Raw genomic sequence first — 14329 nt, forward strand, 5'->3', positions numbered from 1 at the left:
CGTCGGCGCGGCGTGCCGGCTGTCCTACGTCGCCGCCACCCGCCGCACCCAGGCACCATACAGCCGCGGCCCGGCCAGCGCCGCCACCGCGATCAGCAGGATCACCAGCGAGACCGGCCGTGTCACGAAGGTGCTCCAGTCGCCCTGGCTGATGGTCAGCGCCTGGCGCATCGCCTGCTCGGCCATCGGGCCGAGGATCATGCCGATCACCACCGGCGCCACCGGGAAGTCGAAGCGGCGCATGAACATCGCGACGATGCCGATGCCATAGAGCAGCATCAGGTCCACCACGGAATTGCTGATGCCGTAGGTGCCGATCGTCGCGAACACCAGGATCCCGGCGTAGAGCTGCGGCTGCGGGATCTTCAGGATGCGCGCCCACAACCCCACCAGCGGCAGGTTCAGCACCACCAGCATGACGTTGGCGATGAACAGTGACGCAATCAGCGTCCACACCAGCTCCGCCTGCGCCGTGAACAGCAGCGGGCCCGGCTGGATGCCGTAGCTCTGGAAGGCGCTCAGCATGATCGCCGCGGTCGCAGAGGTCGGCAGGCCGAGGGTCAGCATCGGCACCAGCACGCCCGCCGCTGCGGCGTTGTTCGCCGCCTCCGGCCCGGCCACGCCCTCGATCGCGCCGGTGGTGCCGAATTCGCGCTGCGCATCGGGCGAGGCGAGCTTCCTCTCCGCATAGTAGCTCAGCATGGTCGGCATCTCGGAGCCGCCAGCCGGCAGCACGCCGAAGGGAAAGCCGAGGCCGGCGCCGCGCAGCCAGGGCCAGAAGCTGCGCCGCAGATCCGACCGCGACATCATGATCTTCCCGACCGGCCGCACCTCCTGCGGGCCCTCCACATGCCGCCAGGCGAGGTGCAGCGTCTCGCCCACCGCGAACAGCGCCACCGCCACCAGCACCACGTTCACCCCGTCCAGCAACTCCGGGATGCCGAAGGTCAGCCGCGGCTGTCCGGTCTGCAGGTCGATGCCGACCAGCCCGAGCAGCAGCCCGAAGCCGAGGCTCGTCAGCCCGCGCAGCGCGCTGCCGCCGAGCACCGCCGAGACGGTGACGAAGCACAGCACCATCAGCGAGAAATACTCGGCCGGGCCAAGCTGCAGTGCGTATTCCACGATCACCGGCCCGAGGAAGGCGAGGCCGAGCGTGCCCACCGTGCCGGCGACGAAGCTGCCGATCGCCGAGGTCGCCAGGGCCGGCCCCGCGCGCCCGTTGCGCGCCATCTTCGCCCCTTCGAGCGCGGTGATGATGGAGCCCGATTCCCCCGGCGTGTTCAGCAGGATCGAGGTGGTGGAGCCGCCATACATCGCGCCGTAGAAGATGCCGCAGAACAGGATGAAGGCGCCGGTCGCGCTGACGGTGAAGGTGATCGGCAGCAGCAGCGCGATGGTCAGCGCCGGCCCGATGCCCGGCAGCACGCCGATCGCCGTGCCGAGGAAGCAGCCGAGCAGCGCCCAGCCGAGATTCGGGATCGTGAGCGCATGCCCGAAACCGAGCGCGAGGCCATCCAGCGCGCCCATCACTCCGGCACCCCGAAGATCAGCCCCTCGACCAGCCCGGCGCCGATGTTCACGCCGAGCGCCTTCACGAACAGCGTGTAGGCGCCGAGCGAGACCACCACCGCGATGCCGAGGTTGCGCAGATGCGCGCGGCTGCCGAAGGCGGCCGCGACCAGCACGAATTGCGCACTCGCCGCGATGGTGAAGCCGAGCGGGCCGATCAGCACCAGGTTGGCGAGCAGCCCGGCCAGCAGCAGGCCGAGCGAACGCGGAATGGCCGGCGGCGCCTCCGCTACCTCCTCGATGCCGGCCGACCAGCCGCCGCGCAGCGCGGAGACGGTCAGCAGGGCGCCGAGCACCAGCAGCGCGGCCGAGACGAGCGCGGGCACCAGCGTCGGCCCGACCTGTGCGTAGAGCGGCGAGGCCGGGATGACGAGCGTCTGCCACATCGCCAGCCCGCCCAGGCCGAGCACGAACAGCCCGGCGCCGAGATCCGCCCGATCCGGGCGGCTGCCCCCGCTCACGCGCCGGGCCGCGCCGCCGGCTTCACGAGGCGAGGCCGAGGTCGCGCAGCACCTCCTCGGTCGCTGCGATATCGCGCGTCAGATACTGCGCGAAGGCGTCGCCGGCCAGGAACGCATCGTCCCAGCCGCGGGTCTCCAGGATCTGCTTCCAGGCGGGCAGGGCGTGGATCGCCGTCATCAGCTCCACCAGCGCCTGGCGCTGCGCCGCGCTGATCCCCGGCGCGCCGAACACGCCGCGCCAGTTGGAGGTGACGACATCCACCCCGCTCTCCTTCAGCGTCGGGATGGCGGGGTCGGAGCGCCGCTCGCCGGTGGTGGCCAGCGCGCGCATCCGCCCGGCCTTGATCTGCTCGGCGAATTCCGAATAGCCGGAGATGCCGGCCTTCACCTGCCCGCCGAGGATCGCCGCCTGGGCCGGGCCGCCGCCGGCAAACGCGACATAGGAGGCCTCCCGCGGGTTGCGCCCCAGTGCCTTCAGGATCAGGCCGAGCGTGATGTGGTCGGTCCCGCCCGCCGAGCCGCCGCCCACCGGGACCGCGCCCGGATTGCTGCGCAGCGCCGCCAGGAGCGCGGCGATATCGCGGAACTCGGAACTGGCCGGCACCACGACCACGCCGACCTCCTCGGTCATGCGCGCCACCGGCACCACGTCCTTGATGGTGACGGGCGACTTGTTGGTGATGCCTGCGCCCACCATCACCGAGCCGCCGACCAGCAGCGCGTTCGGCCGGCCGCGGCGCTGCGCGACGAAGCGCGGCAGGCCGACCATGCCGCCGGCGCCGCCGACATGCTCGAACTGGAAGCTGCCGACCAGCCCGGCCTCGCGCGAGACCTGCTCGATGGCACGGGCCAGCCCGTCCCAGCCGCCGCCGGGGCCGGCAGGGACGAACATGGTCATGCTGGCGAAGCGCTGCTGCGCGAAGCCGGGCCTGGACAGCAGCGGCGCGGCCGCGAGGCCGGCGGCAGCGGCAAGCACCGTGCGGCGTGTGGTGGTCATGAATCCTCCCTGGGGTCCCGCCGGCGAAACGTGTGTGCGAGCCTATGCCACCGGCGCGAGGCACGCAAAGGGGCGATACGGAACCGGTTGCGGCCGCCCGGCGTCTCCCGCCATACGGGGAGGCGCCTGCGCATGATCGAGCCCGGCCAGACCGGCCAGCCCAGCCTCCGGCAGAGCATCGGCCCCTTCCAGCTGTTCGCGTACACGCTCGGCGGCATGCTCGGCGCCGGGATCTACGGGCTGGTCGGGCGCGCGGCGGGGGAGCTGGGCTCGGCGGTCTGGCTCGGCTTCCTGGTGGCGATGGTGGCGGCGCTGCTGACCGGGCTTTCCTATGCCTCGCTCGGCAGCCGCTATCCCCGGGCGGGCGGTGCCGCTTATGTCACCGGGCGCGCCTTCGCCTGGCCGCTGCTGACCTGGATGGTCGGGCTGGCGGTGATGGCCTCCGGCCTCACCTCGGTCGCAACGCAGTCGCGCGTGGTCGCGGCGAACCTGCTCGAACTCACCGGGCTCCAGGGCGTGCCGGCGGTGGCCATCGCGCTCGGCTTCCTGCTGCTGGTCGCCGGCATCGTGCTGCGCGGCATCCGCGAGAGCATGTGGGTCAACATCTTCTGCACCACGATCGAGGCCGCGGGGCTTGTGCTGGTGGTCGCGGTCGGCGTCCAGTGGTGGGGCGCGCAGCCGCTGCTGGAGACGCCGACGGGCGAGCCGATCGGCCTCTCCTTCCTGATGACCGGCGCGATCCTCACCTTCTTCGCCTTCATCGGCTTCGAGGACACGCTGAACGTCGCCGAGGAAGCGCGCGACCCCCGGCGGACGCTGCCGATCGGCATCATCGCCGCGATGCTGACGGCCACCGCGCTCTACATTGCGGTGTCGGTCACCGCCGTCTCCGTCGTGCCCTGGCGGGAACTGGCGGAAGCACCCGGCCCGCTGGTGGAGGTGATGGCGCGCGCCGCGCCCTGGTTTCCGCCCTGGGGGTATGCGGCGATCACCCTCTTCGCGGTCTCCAACACGGCGCTGCTGAATTACGTCACCGCGTCGCGGCTGATGCTGGGGATGGCGCGGCAGGGGCTGCTGCCGGCGCCGCTGGCGCGCATCCATCCCAGGCGGCGCACGCCGCATGTCGCGATCCTCGCGCTGCTGCCGGTGCTGGCGGCGCTGGTGCTGGCGGGCGATATCGGGCAGCTGGCCTCTGCGACCGTGCTGCTGCTGCTCGGCGTGTTCTCCGTGGTGAATCTGGCGCTGCTGGTGCTGCAGCGCCGCCCGGGCGAGCCGCATGGCGGCTTCGAGGTGCCCTCGCTGGTGCCGGTCTGCGGCGCGCTGGTCTGCGCCAGCCTGCTGGTCAACCGCGTGCTCGCCGGCGATTGGCGCGCGCCGGCGCTGGCCGGGGCGATCCTGCCCGTGATCCTGCTGGGTTTCCTGCTGCTGCGCCCGGCCGCCACGCCCGAGGCGATGGAAGGTTGAACAGATGCTGTCCCGGAACGTCACGCCGGTGCGGCGCTTGCGGCAGGGCCGGCCGGCGACGCATGCTCCGCCCCGCTCTGATTCGGGAGACGGCCGGCGCATGACAGCTTTCCGCGGCTACCATCTTGCCGCCTTGGCGCTGGCCGGTGGCCTGTTCGGCGCGCTGCCCGCCGCGGCGCAGACCCGCGAGCGGGCGATCGAGACCCGCAGCGTCGTGCTGGCGAACCGCCACCTGGCGACGGTGCAGCAGGTCTATCTCTCGCCGGTGACCGACAACAACTGGGGCCCCGACCGCCTGGGCGCCGACACGCTGCCGGTCGGCGAGGACACCACCATCGAGATGCGCGGCGGCTGCGAGGCGGATCTGCGCATCGTCTTCCCCAATGGCGCCGCCGAGGAGCGGCGGGTGGTGGATGTCTGCGAGACCACCCGCATCGTGCTGCGCCCCGGCTGGACCGTCGCCGAGGAGCTGGACGAGGAAGGTCCGGTCGCCGCCCTGCCGGCCGAGCCCGCGGCCGGCGCGCTGCGCCTGCGCAATGCCGGGCCGCTGCCGATCGTCGAGATCTACGCCGCGCCGCCCGGCACCCCCCGGGGCGAGGACCGGCTGGGCGCCGATACGCTGCCGATCGGCGAGATCTTCGAGATCGAGCCGCCCGACCCGGATGCCTGCGCCGCCGACCTGGTGGCCGTGTTCCGCGATGGGCGCGAGGTGGCGCGCGCCGGCGTGGACCTCTGCACCGGCGAGGAGATCGAGATCCGATGAGGAAGATCCTGGTCCTGGCGCTCGCGCTGCTCGCCGCGCCGGCCGCTGCCCAAGGGAACGCCCAACCGGGTGCCCGGGAGATGAATGGCGGCGTGCCGGAGCCGATGCGTGGCGCCTGGTTCGCCGGCGACTGCGCCGACCCGCAGGCGATGCTGGTGCTGACCGCCCGCTCCGCCGCGCGGGTGGATGCGGAACTGCCTGGCCGGCTGTTCCGCTTCGACGCGATGCGGCCGGCGGCCGGCTACACGATGGGCGTCGGCGCGGGGCCGGAGGCGCCGCGGTTGCTGTTCCGTCCCTCGCCGGAAGGCCTCGACACCATCGAGCCCGAGCCGAAGACACGCGACGACCGGCTGCCCGGCGATGCCGGCGCCGAGGTCTGGCGTCGCTGCCCGGCGCCGCCCGCGGCACTCGCCGCGCTCCATGGCGAGGGCGTGGCGATGCTCGCCGCCTTCGAGCACCTGGAAGCCGCCTGCGGCGCCGGCACGCCCGGTGCCTGCGCCGAGGCGCTGATCCGCCAAGGCGACGTCAGCGGCGACGGGCTGCTCGCCCCGGCGGAGCTTGCCCGCATCGCGCGCGGTGCCGCTTGGGTGGTGGCGGTGCAGGAGGGCGCGACGCAGGAGGTGCTGGCCGGCGCGGTGGGCGTCGGCGCGCTGGGTGGCATCCTGGCCGCGCGGCTGCTGCTGGAGAGCCTGGACTACGACGCCGACGGTCGGATCTCGGCCGCGGAGCTCACCCAGGACCGCGCCGGGGCCTTCGCCGCCGCCGCGGGAACGGCCGAAGGGCGGCCGCTGCGGACGGAAGGCCTGGTGGAGGGCGCGGGGATGCTGCGTGGCTTGGTTGAGGCGCTGATGAGCCGGTAGACGACCCTACAGGCGCGCCTCGCGCCACAGGCCGAGCTTCTGCTGCGCGGCGGCGTCCGAATAGCCGAACAGCACCAGCTCGCTCTCCGCCTCGATCGACAGGCTTTCCCAGGAGGGCACCACCAGCAGGTCGCGCGGGGCGAGGGCGAAGGCCTGCTCGCCGACGCGTGCGGTACCGCTGCCTTCCACCACCACGAACACTGCCGCATCGGTGGCCTGGCGGGGGCGGGTGGCGAAGCCCTTCGGCAGCAGGCGCACATGCGCGGCGATGGTCGGCATCACTGGCCCGCCATCCGCCGGGTTCACGAATTCGAGCGCGTGTCCGAGATGCGGGTCCGGCGCATCCGAGCGCGCCATGGCGGCGAGGCTGTCGCGCCATTCGGCGTAGGGGTAGTGGAACAGCGGCAATGCAGTGGGGCGGCGCGCCGCTGCGGTGCCGCCGAAGGGGCGCAGGTTACGGCCGTAGCGCGCGCTCGTGTCGCCGGGCGGCGCGGTTTCGTGATGCGCCATGGCACCGTCCGGCAAGTGCTCCGCGAAGGAGGCGGCGAAGTGCCGCACCGTCGGGATGTCGAGCCCGTCGAGCCAGATCATCGGCTTGCCGCTGGTGTTGCCGTGGTCGTGCCACTGCCAGTTGGGTGTCAGCACCAGGTCGAAGGGGCGCATGATCGCCTTCTCGCCATCCAGCGCGGTGAAGGCGCCGTCGCCTTCCATCGCGAAGCGCAGCGCGCATTGGGTGTGTCGGTGGCAGGGCGCGACCTCGCCCGGCAGGATCAACTGCAGCCCTGCATAGAGACTGGTGGTGACGGCGGAGGAGCCCGGCAGCCCCGGGTTCTCCAGGATCAGCACGCGCCGTTCCGCCTGTTCGGCCGAGATCAGGTCGCCGGCCCGCAGCAGATGCGCGCGGGCGCCGTCATAGTGCCAGAGATGCGGCTGCACCGAAGAGCGCGGCGTCGGGGTGACGAGGGCGTGCAGCACTTCCCAGAGCGGGTAGAGGTGCTGTGGCGCCATCTCGGCGTAGAGGCCCTGGAGCATGGCCTGGGCCTCGTTGGAGCCGGGGGCGGGTTTGGCAGTCATCGGGCGCGGGTCCTGGGGGCGTGTTTTCGGGCGGTCTGGGCGCCGGCGCGGTGCCTGGGGCGAAAGCGTAGCGGAGGCCCGGGGTTGCCGTGAATGCCCGAGGGCTTCCTTCCTGCGCCCGCATTCGGTATGGAGGGCGGACGGACCCGTAGCTCAGCTGGATAGAGCGTTGCCCTCCGAAGGCAAAGGTCGCACGTTCGAATCGTGTCGGGTCCGCCAATCTTTCAATCGCGTACATGCTGATCGCCGCCCCGCTGTAGGGGGCTGGATCGCCGAAAGCTGCCGCCAAGCTACCGGGCCTTGGCCTTTTACGACGGTGTCGGCCATGCGGCGGGGCGTCGTTTTTCCCTGCTTTCAGGCGACTCCGGCCTCATCACCATCAAGCTGCCGCCAAGCTATCGCCTGCGCCCGAAACGGCGGGCGCCATAAGCAGACGGCCATGTCACGGTGGGCGGACGGTAAGCTGCAGCATCACGGCCAGCTTGGTGTGATGACGTGACGCCGAAGGTGCCGCGATCCGGTGCCTTCGGCCCGACCGGCCGCACCTGTCCCGCCGCCTCGACCGTGATCTCCTTCTTCTTGAGCCCGGTGAAGAAGCCGCGCGCCGTGTCCTTGTTCCAGCAGGTGGCCTCGTGGACCTGGGCCACAGTGGCGTCCTCCGCCCGCTACAGCATCGCCAGGACGGTCATCAGCTTCGTCCCCTCCCGCGGGCTCCGCGGGGCGGCCGGGTTGCGCGCCGACTTGCCGGCGAGGGCGGCACGCAGGGCGTCTATGGCGTCCGCCAGGTCGGGGCGCCCGTTTGCCTCGTCGGCGCAGGCCGCCAGCACCCGTGCGCCGCATCACGCTGACTGCGCGGCACCCTCTCCTCCGCTGTCGCGGCGGCCTCGTCCTCCGGCGTGGGCGCGCCAGCGGCGGAGTTCGGCGCCGGGCCGTCAAACTGTTCGAACAATAGGGATCACTTCACAGTCTTGCCGCATCGAGACGCCTACCGGTCGCAGTACACAAGAACCGTACGCGCCCGGGATTACCAGGAGGTGTGACTCTTCCGGGTCCGATCATCCGGGTTTTATTTTTGAAGAGATCGAACGTTGGGCGGGGATGTGCGCTGGATCCTTTACGCTGCACCGCAGCAAAGGGGATTTCAGAATGAATTTCAGAGCGATGATGCAAAGCGGTCCCGCCAAGGCCATTGAGCTGTTCTCGAAGCTGGCGGACACATCGGATGGCGCGGTGAAGACCAGGGAGAGGCTTTTCGCCGAACTCAAGGCCGAGCTTGAGCTCCACACCAGTCTCGAAGAACAGCACCTGTTTCCGATCCTCCGGAAGAACCCCGAGACCAAGGACCTGGTCGCGGACGCCATTCGGGAGAACAAGGAGCTTCGCGCGAAGCTGGACGAGCTCGACGCCCTGCCGAAGAACGATGAGACCTTCTCCGGCAAGCTTGCCGACCTCCAGAAGGCGTTCCGTCAGCACGCCCGCGACGAGAAGAAGGAACTGCTGCCGGCGGTGCAGCGCGCGCTCAGCGACGAGCAGGTGCAGGACGTGACCGAGCGGATGGAAGCCGGCCTCGCCGAAGCCGAGCAGGCGAAGCAGGACGAGGCGGAGGAGCGTCGCGCCAGGCAGCGCCAGGACCGTGAGCAGGCTGAATTCATGGCCCGCCAGGCAGAACTCCGCGTTGAGCAGGCCCAGACGGCGGAGCGCGAGCGTGCTGCCGCCGAGCAACGCGCACGCGCCGATGCGCGGCGGATGGCCGATGCCGCAGCCATGCCGGCCGCTGTCGCGGCCAAGGCTGCGGGCGAGACCGCCCGCCTTGCCACGGCGGCGTCCGCCGATGCGCGTGGACGCGCTCAGGCCCAGGCCTCCGCCCTGACGAACATGTTCATGTGGCCGTGGCTCGGCGCCATGCAGAACATGCCGAACCCGGGGAAGGCCACGCCGGCACGGGGCCCCTCCGGCATGGAGGAGGTGATCCCGCTCGGCGAGGAGGTCCTCGAGGTCGGCAAGCGCACCGAGAACCGCGGCACGGCGCGCATCCACCGCTTCGTCGTCGAAACGCCGGTCGAGCGACAGGTCACCCTGCAGAGCGAGAGGGTGGTCGTGGAACGCCGACGCCCCGTCAGCGACACGGCGACCGGGGAGATCCTGACGGAAGTCACGGTCGAAGTGGTCGAGACCGAGGAGGTCCCGACGGTCAGCAAGCGCATGCGGCTGCGCGAGGAGGTCGTTGTCAGGATGGAACGCACGCAGCGCGTCGAGACGGTGAGGGAGACGGTCCGCCGCGACGAGGTCGAGATCGAGCAGGCCGGCCGGAAGCGTGGCAACCAGCATCGCGCGGTAGCCGCCGAACACTGAGGCGTCAGGCAACCAACCGACAAGCAGGCACCGAGCGATTCACTGCGACATCGGCTTGGTGCCTGCCTCGACCGGGACATGCGGATCCCTGACCGCGTCAGGGGCGGCCGGGGCACCGGCATCGTCTGCGCCAGGGATTTGTGCCCTGGCGCGCCCACCCCGGGGCGCACGCACTCGGGTCGGTCGGCTCGGCCTTGCAGCCACGGCGAAGGACGGCCTCGTCGCTTGCGGACAGAAACGGGGCTCTGCGTCAGGGCAGGAGGCTGCTGGCGGCAGCCTTGTTCGGCTGAGCTGCGCTTCAAGACCTCTCCGCCGGGGCCTGGCGGCGGTCCAGCCAGCGCATCGTCGGCGTCACCGTGATCCCATGCAGCATGATGGAAACGAGCACGGTGAAGCCCACCACCGCCCACAGCGCTTCCGCCTCCCAGAGATCGGCGCGGTTGACGGCGTAGGCGAGATAATAGAACGAGCCCAGGCCGCGGATGCCGAAGAAGGCGATCGCGACCCGCTCCCGCAGCGGGTGCCGTGCGCCGGCCAGCCCGATCAGGCCAGCCGCCGGACGCACCAGGAACAGGAAGGCAAGGCTCGCCAGCGCCCCCTCCAGGGTCAGCGCAGCGAGCAGTCCGCCGGCCAGCGCGCCGCCGAACAGCATCAGCAGCACCATCATCAGCAGCCGCTCGGTCTGTTCCGCGAAGTCATGCATGCGCTCGTGGAAAGCGTGCCGTCGCTCCGCGTCGCGCAGCGCCAGGGCAGCCACGAAGACGGCGACGAAGCCGTACCCATGCGCACCCTCGGCCAGACCATATGCGAGCAGCGTGGCACCCAGCGCAACGAACCCGTCGCCCGTGCGCGAGAGTTGCGCCCGGTTCGGAAGATGGAACATCAGCCAGCCGAGAGCGCGGCCGGTAGCCCAGCCGAGCATGCCTCCGGCGGCCAGCTTCCAACCGACATCCACCACGAGCCATTCCACCGCCCAGCCAGGCACGCCCGGCTCCGGGGGCTCGTTGAGTGCCAGGGCAAGCGCGAGGGCCAGGTTGACGAAGGGGAAGGCGAGCCCGTCGTTCAACCCCGCTTCGGAGGTCAGGGCGAAGCGCACCTCATCCTCCACGCCGGTGTCAGGCGGCCCGACCTGCACATCCGATGCCAGCACCGGGTCGGTCGGCGCCAGCACTGCGCCGAGCAGCAGCGCCGCGGCAACGCCGAGGCCCAGCCACGCATAGCCGACCAGCGCGATCCCGAGAATCGAGAGTGGCATGGAGATCGCGAGCAGTCGCCAGGTCAGGTTCCAGGATCGCCAGCCCAGCCGGCGATCCAGCTTGAGCCCCGATCCCATGAGAGCCACGATGACGATGACCTCGGTCAGGCGCTCCGTCGCAACCGGGAAGCGGAGCGGCAGCGGCTCCTCTCCACCCACCACATGGAACAGGCCGAAGCCGAGCCCGACGCAGACCATCGGGAGGGACAGCGGCAGTTCCTTCAGCGCCATCGGCAGCCAGGCGACGAGCAGTATCAGCGCGCCGGCGCCCGTCAGGAGCAGGATATAGGGGTCCAAGCGCTGCGCCTTCTCGGTACGGTTTCAGCCGGAGATCCGAACGCCCGGCAGGGCCTGCAGTCGCCGCCGAGGCGTCGCGCAAGCTGCCTGGAGCCACCGTGGATGTGGTGGACCTTACCGGCATGACGTGTGGCATGCTGATCTCATAGTGATGCGCCGCCCGTTCGAGGTTGCCGATCTTGTCCGCGGCGACAGGGAGGCGAGGGCGCCCTCGCTGTGAAGCCCGTGGTGCATCCGCGCACAGCGGATCGCCGATCTTGCGCCGTGCCGCCGGCCCTCGGCGATGCCATCTGTCCGTGGGCTTGTCGGCCCCGGCATCCGCGGGTCGAACTGCGAACGGGAGGACAGCGGCCTTGCCCGACCTGTTGGACCATCGGCCTTGCGGCCTGCCCGGCCGCGCCGGCACAACGTGCGTCCTCCGCCTTCCGAGTCAGCCGTGAGCCCGTCGCGCACGCTGCACTGCCGGACGGCCGTCGGAGGGCGCTTCCGCCTGACGAACCATATCCGCGACCTGCCGCCGATCGTCCTGGATGAGCCGGGTGGCCTTCCCGCCCCGGATTCGACGCCGCAGCCGCTCGATATCCTGCTTGCCGCGCTCGGCTCCTGCCTCGCCAGCGCGATCCGGGCGAATGCGATGGCGCAGGGCATCGTCATCTCAGCCCTCGCGCTTGATGTGGAAGCGGATCTTGCCAAGGCGCCGATGGACGAGGTGCATCCACCGCCGCTCGGCTTCGACGAGGTGCGCGTCACCGTGCATATCAACGCGGACGCCCCGCAGGAGGCCCTGACCGCGCTCATCGCACGCGCAACGCTGCGCTCGCAGGTGGCCAGCACGCTGCATGACGGAACGCAGCTCAGCGTCGCCCTGTCATCCCCGACAGGCCCCTGAGGAGGGACCGCCGGAGCCCCGACGCCCCGGCGGATCCAGCTCGTCGGCGCGGTCGCGGAAGGCGGCGGCGACGGCGTCCAGCACCAGGCGGATCCTCGGCGTCCTGCGGTTATCCTTGTGCACGGCGAGCCAGATCCCGACCGCGGCAGACTGCACCTGCGGCGCGTCGAGCCGCCGGAGTTGCGTGCCGAAGGCGTCGCCGCGCAGGCGCGCCAGGCATGCGATGCCCGCGCCGCAGAGTGCTGCCCGCAATTGCGCCCCCGGACTGTCGGTCCTGAGCGCCACGGTGGCGCGCGGCGCGATCTCCGCCACCCAGGCGGCAAGCTGCGGCGCCTCCGCCCCGTCGAGGCTCGCCACCAGGCGGTGGCCGGCGCAGCCGGCGCCGAAATCCGGTTCGCCGTGGCGCTCCAGATAGGCGGGGCTGGCATAGAGGCCGTATGCAAGGCTTCCGATCCGCCGCACCACCAGGTCGTGCCCCTCGAACGGGGCGAGGCGCACGGCGATGTCGGCCTCTCGCATGGCGAGGCTGAGATGTCGTACATCGGCGACCAGTTCGAGCGCGACCTCCGGGCTGCCGATCTGCAAGGCCACGGCGCAGCGCACAAGGACGTGGCTGGCCAGCGTCTCGACCGCGGTGACGCGGACCACGCCCTCGAGCTGCGCGTCCCGTCCGCCGACGGTCCGCTCGACTGCGAGCAACTCCGCCTCGACGCGCTCGGCCTGGCCCATGATCGCCTCGCCGGCGAGCGTCGGCACGTAGCCCTCCGGCGTGCGGTGCAGCAGCCTGGCGCCGAGACCGCTCTCGAGGGAGGCGAGGCGGCGCCCGACTGTCGATTGCGTCACGCGCAACTCACGCGCCGCCGCGGAGAGGCTCCGCAGGCGTGCGATCGCGAGGAAGAAGCGAAGATCATCCCAGTCCAGCAACGGCGCCGCCCATGCCTGCAGCCCACCGCTCACCGGCGAGGCGCAGGCCGGCAACGAGGCGGCGCCGCGGCGGTTCGGTCCGCCGGGCGGTCAGTCGTCCTCGCGCGGGGCGTCCGGCGTCTCCGATCCGCCCTCGGCGTCACTGCCGGGGAGGGGCGCGAGCCGGTGGCTTTCCCGGATGAGTGCCAGGGCGTCGCGCGAGGGCGCCTCCCAGTCGCCGCCATTGGCGGCATGCAGCGCCTGCAGCCGCGGCGCCAGCCGTGTCACGAGGTCCGCATCTCCGTTCTTCATCGGCCTGTCCTTTCTTGGCTGCTGTCGGGAAGAGGGCGAGGCAACAAGGATCCTGCCTCGCCCTTGTTGCCGTTCAGGAGACGCGCGGGGCCATGCCGGGGGCCTCTGCGCGCACGGCCACCCAGTCGCGGGTGCCGCGCCGGGCGCCGAACACCGCCGCAACCGCACCCAGCAGCAGCGCCGCGAAGGCGCCGAAGCCGCCGATCGACGTGGCGCGTGCCGTCGCATCGGCCGCCTCGCGGGCCTGCTGCGCAGCTTCGGCCGCAGTGCGCTGTGCCTGCTCCTCGACGCTCTGGACGCGCCTGGCAGCCTCCTCCGCGGGGATGTTGGACTGGGCCGCGACCAGCGCGTTCAGCCGTGTCCGTTCCTCGTCGGTGAAGGCGCCATTCGCGGCGCGGCGCGTGAGCAGGGAGGCGATCTCCGTACCGCGCTGCTCCGTCGTCATGGCGGCGGGATCGTTCCCGGTGCCGAGCAGGGTGTCCTGTGCGCGCTGCAGCAGCGCCTCGGGGCTCGCCTGGCCTGCCACGGCCGACACGGCGGATCCGACCCCGCTCGCCGCGCTGCCGGCGATGCTCGACGCCGTGGAAGCGGCGGTGGAGACCGCACCGGCAACCAGGTTGCCGAGCAGCGTGGCGGATACGAGGAAGGCGATCGCCCAGACCGCCAGGCCGTGCAGCACGCCATCCGTTCCATCGGCGCTGCCGGAGAGGCGCGCGGCCGTGTAGCCGCCGACCGCGAGGGCGATCGTGCTGGCGACGACCAGCCACGCGACCGCCCCGATGCCGAGGCTCGCCGCATCGGGCGTCGCCCGGCCGGCCGCGTCCACCGTGGCCGCCCCGATCGCGGCGCCGAGGATGTTGAGCATCGCCGCGATCGCTGCCGCGATGACGCCGCCCGCCAGCACGGCGCCCCAGGAGACGCGGGAGGGCAGCGCCGGCCCGCCTTCCGGCAGCGCGACGCCAGCATGGGCGTGGGCCAAGGTCTCAGTGTGGGCAGGCATGGCTGTGCGATCCTTCTCGTCGGCACCCGCAACGCGCATGCCCTGCTCCCGGCAGCGCAGAATCGACGCATGGCTGCTGCCCGGCTTTCGGGCCGCACGCATCGCCTGCGCCGGCGTTGAGCACCCGAACACC

At 71.6% G+C, this 14329-nt stretch carries 15 protein-coding genes and 1 tRNA gene; 6 read left to right on the top strand and 10 right to left on the bottom strand.

The annotated features are described in order from the left end of the window. Positions 1 to 24 precede the first annotated feature (24 nt). From ACESM1_RS19625 to ACESM1_RS19635, 3 genes are read right to left on the bottom strand one after another with little or no spacing between them, the layout of a single operon-like run. A complete protein-coding gene (locus ACESM1_RS19625) occupies positions 25 to 1527 on the bottom strand; it encodes a tripartite tricarboxylate transporter permease (RefSeq protein ID WP_372622900.1) in 1503 nt (500 codons plus the stop codon). Next, positions 1527 to 2030 carry a tripartite tricarboxylate transporter TctB family protein gene (locus ACESM1_RS19630; protein ID WP_372622901.1) on the bottom strand — a complete coding sequence of 168 codons (504 nt, stop codon included), beginning with the start codon at positions 2028 to 2030 and terminating at the stop codon, positions 1527 to 1529. Before ACESM1_RS19630 ends, ACESM1_RS19625 begins: the two co-directional genes overlap by 1 nt. A 22-nt stretch (positions 2031 to 2052) precedes the next feature. Further along, positions 2053 to 3027: a Bug family tripartite tricarboxylate transporter substrate binding protein gene (locus ACESM1_RS19635; protein WP_372622902.1), complete on the bottom strand. Its 975-nt coding sequence runs from the start codon at positions 3025 to 3027 to the stop codon at positions 2053 to 2055. A gap of 132 nt (positions 3028 to 3159) precedes the next feature. On the opposite strand from ACESM1_RS19635, the gene ACESM1_RS19640 reads away from it, so the two are divergent. From ACESM1_RS19640 to ACESM1_RS19650, 3 genes are all read left to right on the top strand, one after another. Next, on the top strand, positions 3160 to 4491 hold the full coding sequence (locus tag ACESM1_RS19640; protein WP_372622903.1) for an APC family permease: 1332 nt from the start codon (positions 3160 to 3162) through the stop codon (positions 4489 to 4491). 100 nt (positions 4492 to 4591) lie between these two features. Continuing rightward, positions 4592 to 5254, top strand: a complete 663-nt coding sequence (locus ACESM1_RS19645; protein WP_372622904.1) for a hypothetical protein — start codon at positions 4592 to 4594, stop codon at positions 5252 to 5254. Continuing rightward, entirely contained in the window at positions 5251 to 6114 is an 864-nt protein-coding gene (locus tag ACESM1_RS19650; RefSeq protein ID WP_372622905.1) for a hypothetical protein, read from the top strand. Before ACESM1_RS19645 ends, ACESM1_RS19650 begins: the two co-directional genes overlap by 4 nt. A gap of 6 nt (positions 6115 to 6120) precedes the next feature. On the opposite strand, the gene gtdA is transcribed toward ACESM1_RS19650, so the two are convergent. Next, positions 6121 to 7188 carry a gentisate 1,2-dioxygenase gene (gtdA, locus tag ACESM1_RS19655; protein WP_372622906.1) on the bottom strand — a complete coding sequence of 356 codons (1068 nt, stop codon included), beginning with the start codon at positions 7186 to 7188 and terminating at the stop codon, positions 6121 to 6123. Between the two features lie 142 nt (positions 7189 to 7330). Between gtdA and ACESM1_RS19660 the strand changes: the two genes are divergently transcribed. Beyond that, positions 7331 to 7407: transfer RNA gene (locus ACESM1_RS19660), tRNA-Arg, on the top strand. A 176-nt stretch (positions 7408 to 7583) separates the two neighbouring features. Here ACESM1_RS19660 and ACESM1_RS19665 read toward each other — a convergent pair. After that, complete coding sequence (locus ACESM1_RS19665; RefSeq protein ID WP_372622907.1) at positions 7584 to 7835, bottom strand: hypothetical protein; 252 nt, start codon at positions 7833 to 7835, stop codon at positions 7584 to 7586. Positions 7836 to 7853: 18 nt separating this feature from the next. Further along, complete coding sequence (locus tag ACESM1_RS19670) at positions 7854 to 8015, bottom strand: hypothetical protein (RefSeq protein ID WP_372622908.1); 162 nt, start codon at positions 8013 to 8015, stop codon at positions 7854 to 7856. 319 nt (positions 8016 to 8334) lie between these two features. Between ACESM1_RS19670 and ACESM1_RS19675 the strand changes: the two genes are divergently transcribed. Continuing rightward, a complete protein-coding gene (locus ACESM1_RS19675) occupies positions 8335 to 9540 on the top strand; it encodes a hemerythrin domain-containing protein (RefSeq protein WP_372622909.1) in 1206 nt (401 codons plus the stop codon). 298 nt (positions 9541 to 9838) lie between these two features. On the opposite strand, the gene ACESM1_RS19680 is transcribed toward ACESM1_RS19675, so the two are convergent. Continuing rightward, entirely contained in the window at positions 9839 to 11092 is a 1254-nt protein-coding gene (locus tag ACESM1_RS19680; protein WP_372622910.1) for a cation:proton antiporter, read from the bottom strand. Between the two features lie 436 nt (positions 11093 to 11528). Between ACESM1_RS19680 and ACESM1_RS19685 the strand changes: the two genes are divergently transcribed. After that, complete coding sequence (locus ACESM1_RS19685) at positions 11529 to 11981, top strand: OsmC family protein (RefSeq protein ID WP_372622911.1); 453 nt, start codon at positions 11529 to 11531, stop codon at positions 11979 to 11981. On the opposite strand, the gene ACESM1_RS19690 is transcribed toward ACESM1_RS19685, so the two are convergent. The 3 genes from ACESM1_RS19690 to ACESM1_RS19700 form a co-directional block, all read right to left on the bottom strand. Beyond that, positions 11961 to 12905 (bottom strand): LysR family transcriptional regulator, encoded by a 945-nt coding sequence (locus ACESM1_RS19690; protein WP_372622912.1) that lies wholly within the window; start codon positions 12903 to 12905, stop codon positions 11961 to 11963. The genes ACESM1_RS19685 and ACESM1_RS19690 overlap by 21 nt on opposite strands. A 90-nt stretch (positions 12906 to 12995) precedes the next feature. Continuing rightward, a complete protein-coding gene (locus ACESM1_RS19695; RefSeq protein WP_372622913.1) occupies positions 12996 to 13196 on the bottom strand; it encodes a hypothetical protein in 201 nt (66 codons plus the stop codon). Positions 13197 to 13269: 73 nt separating this feature from the next. After that, positions 13270 to 14196 carry a hypothetical protein gene (locus ACESM1_RS19700; protein WP_372622914.1) on the bottom strand — a complete coding sequence of 309 codons (927 nt, stop codon included), beginning with the start codon at positions 14194 to 14196 and terminating at the stop codon, positions 13270 to 13272. Between the last annotated feature and the right edge of the window lie 133 nt (positions 14197 to 14329).

The organism is Falsiroseomonas sp., assembly GCF_041690465.1.
Classification (GTDB): domain Bacteria; phylum Pseudomonadota; class Alphaproteobacteria; order Acetobacterales; family Acetobacteraceae; genus Falsiroseomonas.